Source organism: Kitasatospora aureofaciens, assembly GCF_019192735.1.
Classification (GTDB): Bacteria; Actinomycetota; Actinomycetes; order Streptomycetales; family Streptomycetaceae; genus Kitasatospora; species Kitasatospora aureofaciens_A.
On record NZ_JAHTKP010000139.1, the window covers coordinates 1 to 4,352 of the forward strand.

General features: G+C 70.2%; 2 protein-coding genes. One reads left to right on the forward strand and one right to left on the reverse strand.

Annotation, left to right across the window (positions count from 1 at the left end; translation table 11 throughout):
• Positions 1–1,945: 1,945 nt before the first annotated feature.
• Positions 1,946–3,064: a PP2C family protein-serine/threonine phosphatase gene (locus tag KV557_RS41470; RefSeq protein ID WP_308130321.1), complete on the forward strand. Its 1,119-nt coding sequence runs from the start codon at positions 1,946–1,948 to the stop codon at positions 3,062–3,064.
• Positions 3,065–4,009: 945 nt separating this feature from the next.
• Here KV557_RS41470 and KV557_RS41475 read toward each other — a convergent pair.
• Positions 4,010–4,352, reverse strand: a 343-nt coding sequence (locus tag KV557_RS41475) for a hypothetical protein (protein ID WP_218207297.1), incomplete at its 5' end; no start/stop codon positions are given.

Below are 4,352 nucleotides of genomic sequence, written 5' to 3' on the forward strand. Positions count from 1 at the left end.
GACAAGGCCATCGCGCACCCCCTGGTGAACTCGCCGTTCTACTCAGAGAGTTGCGCGATGGCTCTCCCATGACCAGGGGTTACTCCAAGATCCTTGCTACACCACTCCACGGGACGCCATCCGGTGGCAGACCACGCCGCATTGGCATCACGACCACCTTCGGGCTGCTGAAACGACGGCGTCGCCGCCTGGGCGAGGCGAGACTGTCCCCCACGCAGGCCACCCATCCCGACACGCCGACCACACCACACGAACGACGGAACAACCACGACACGACGTTTCAGCGAAAACGGCCCTCCGCGCCCGGCAGACACGACACCGCCGTTCAACGGCACGAGGACACCACCGCTCAGCCCACCCGACGCTCCGTCATAGCAAGTGCCCTCAGGGCTTCACCGATCTACGACACGTCTCTTCGACACGAAAACGACACCATCCTTCAGCGACGCAAAGCCCTGACCAGCACCAACCCGGAACCAGCCACCGAAAACAAGTGACGCCCAGACACTGCAACCCACACGTCGTTCATCAGACCGGCCCTGCGGCCTGATTGCTGGGCTGACGGCCCCTCCGGCACCCTCGGGGGCGGGCCTGCGGCCCTCGGAGGGGTGCCCCGGCCCGTCGGCCCGGACGGGGGCCTGGCGGCCCCTCTGGCGGGCCCTCACAGGCACCCTCGGCGCCGGTCCCTGACGGAACCTCAACCGCACAAACCGAACCCGCATCCGGAACGCTTCCGAGGCGTTTCCATCGCCGTTTCCGAGGCTCCTACAACTCTATCCTACCCGCCTGCGCGTGAACGCACGGGGTGAATAAAAGCCCTCGCGACGACCGCACCCGCACGTACCGCCCGACGGCATTCCCATGGAAAATGCGAATTGAAATTCGCCGCATTTCCAGAACGAAACAGAAAGCCGCGCGGAGCGCGGGCCACCGAAATGGAATGACGACGCGCAGGAAAGGGGCCTACGGCCCTCACGACCGGCACGACACCCACCATTCCCGACCGCCCAAGAAACCCGGCAAGACGCCCGCCGACCAATTCCCCCCGACGACAACACCAAACCGAACACCACCCGGGCCACCGAACCGGGGCGGGCGGTCGCCGGGGCGCAGCAGGGCGGCAGGACGGCGGCCCGGGCGGCGGCCAAGGGGCAGCAGCACGACGGCCTGGACAACGGGGCCTCCCAGGCCCAGCACCAGGGGCGGCCTGGACGACGCCACCGGGCACGGCCAGCACGGCGGGCACGGGCGCAGCAGCGGGCACCACAGCGACGGCGAGCGGACGGCCAGCGAGGCCGGCCACCAGGAGCAGTCGGGTGCAACACGGCAGGTGCAACACGCCCCGCAAGCCCTCCCCCGAGGCACATAACACCTGGTCAGAGCCGCAACACGCCCCCGCGTCACACCCCGGCGCAACGCCCCGTTGCACCCGCGTTGCACCCCGACGACGGCCACCAGGACGCCGAGCTCCAGCACCACCACACGAAGGCCGGCCCCGACGACGCCCGACTCCCCGCGCCCGGACGGCGACCCGGACGACGGCCCGGCGGGCAACACCCGCGGCCCCGCCCCACACCCTGTCGCGCCCACCTGTCGCGCCCCCACCACACACAGGGAAACCCCGGTATCCGCCCACGTCACAACACACGACACCACCCCACACGACAACCCAACGCGACAGGGCACGCGACAACCCCGAGGAACGGCTACCGGCGCCTCCAGGACGAGCACCACGGGCGGGCACCAGGGGGCGGCCTGACGGCCACCCAGAAGCCACCCCATCGATCGTGTCACCGAGCGGCACCCTGGTGACGCCTGCGCGTCACCACCCCTCACCGGGTTGTTCGTGGGCTGCGGGCGAACGGCGATAAAATTACCCAAATCGGTGGCCTGACTTCCGGGCCTAGGCTGCTGCTCGACGTGTGTGATCCCGGGGAGCGGCACGGTGGCGAGGTCTCCTGAGGAACGCGGAGTCCCGCACAGCGCTGGTGCGCGGGCCAAGTTGCTGCCCGTACTGCCCGTTCTGCTGCTGTTCATCGGCCTGCTCATCGGCCTCTTCACACCCCGCGATGTCAGGCCGGATGCCTTCCTCGCCACGGCCATGGTTGCTGCCGCCGCGCTGCTGCCCCTGTGGGGGACCGTGCTCACCGGAGTGGGCGCGTGCGCCATCTTCGTCGGCCTGATGGTGGACTTCGATGCGCTGCGGGATGCGACCGCCTACTCTGAGCTGGCCACCCTCGTGGCGATTGCGGCATTCGCCGTCTTCCTCAACCGCCTGCTGGGCCGGCGCGCCCATCAGCTGGTTCAGGTCCGCTCGGTGGCCGAGGCCGCCCAGCTGGCGGTGCTGCATCCCGTACCGCGCCACCTCGGGCACGTCACGCTCGAGAGCCTCTACGTGGCCGCCGCGGAGGAAGCCCGGATCGGCGGCGACCTGTACGAGGCGATACGCACCCCGCACGGCGTACGGCTGCTCATCGGCGACGTACGCGGCAAGGGCCTGCTCGCGGTGCAGGCGGCCGCGGCGGTGCTCAGCGCCTTCCGCGAGGCCGCCCACGACGCGCCCGACCTGCCCCACCTCGCGCGCCGCCTGGAGACGAGCATGAGCCGCCAGGCCTCCCAGTACCCGGGGGTCCCGGGCTCGGAGATCGCTGAACGTTTCATCACCGTGCTCCTCGCCGAGATCCCGGACGACGAACCGGTCGTCCGGAGCGTCACCTGCGGCCACCCGCCCCCGCTGCTGCTGCACCGCGGCGGGGTCCGGAAGCTGCAGCCCGCCGCTCCCTCGCCGCCGCTCAACCTGGGCATGCTGGTGAGCGACGGGTACCACGTCGACCTCGCCCCCTTCCACCCCGGAGACCAGCTCCTGCTGTACACCGACGGGGTCACTGAGACCCGCGACCGCTCCGGCGCCTTCTACCCCCTCGCCGAACGCATCCGCTCGTGGAGCGGTGAGGCGCCCCACCAGCTCCTCGACCACCTCCACCGCGACCTGATCGCCTACAGCGGCGGCGAGCTCGACGACGACATCGCTGCCCTCGTCGCCCAGCGGCGCCCGAGCCGCTGAGCCTCAGATGAGCGCTGTTTCAGGCACCGGAACTCGTTCGAGGTGCCTGAAACCCGTGTCTGGGGCGACGACCCCGCCCTCGGCAACGACTGTCGTACGGTGGCCTGCATGGCAGGGGCGGGGTTCCCCGGCTGAGGCTGGTCGCGGTCGAGGGCCACGAGACGGGGCCGCGGTTGTGCCGTGGGTGTGGCAAGCCGTTGATGCCGGCGGCGAAGGCGACGGCGGTGTTCTGTTCGTCAGCCAGCCGTTCGCGACGCTGGCGCTGACTGCGGCGGACGCGGGCGCGGACCGAGGCGGCCCAGGCCGCCAACGCTTTTCACGCCCGGGGCAATCTCAAGTGAGACAGCAAGGTGCATGAGTCCGTGATGGGCAAGACAACACCGAGCCGAGCCGAAGCAAGGCGCAGCACGCCCCCCACAGCCCCACCCCGGCGGCAGGCACCAGCCCGGCGCAGCACCGCCGCCCAGGACAGGGGCGCAGCAGGGCGGCGCAGCAGCCCCGGCGGCGGGCGGGGGCGCAGCCCAGCCGCGCACAGACCAGGCACAGCAGGGCGGCGCGGACGGCGGCGCAGCACCAGCAAGGACTCCCGCCGGAGACGACCACCCCGGAGCCCGGCGACCCGGACGGGCCCGGACGGCGGCCCGACCAGAAACCGAACACGCCCCGGCCACCAACCCCCACACCGACCATTCCCGCCCGAATTCAGAACACCAACACCAGACAATTCAACGAAAGACGCCGGGCGGAATTACCGCCCGAATACAAACCCGAAACACCCCACCGCCGAACAAGCACCCGACACCACCCAACCACCCACCCCCGACCACCACACACAGTCACCAACAGGGCGGGCCACCGCCAACCCGACAGCACGCCCCAGACCCCGACCACAGGTCCAGACAGCCCCGCGTGTTGGGCCATTCCACGCCCAACAACGACAACAGGTCACACCTTCCGGTCCTTCGCCGGGTAGAGCTTCGCGTGAAGCACCCGCGCCTCCCACCACGGATCGTCCGGAGCGGACACCAGCGCGGCCACCAGCTCCCGCTTGGTCGGGGCGGGCAGCACCAGCGGGCCCAAGTCCTTTGCGGCGCGGGCCTGTACGCACCCCGGGCACTCCAGCCGGCCCGGGCCGGCCTTCTCATCGAGTTCCAGCGGTGAGGATGGCGTCCCGTGGAGTGGTGTAGCAAGGATCTTGGAGTAACCCCTGGTCACGGGAGAGCCATCGCGCAACTCTCTGAGTAGAACGGCGAGTTCACCAGGGGGTGCGCGATGGCCTTGTCCCAGT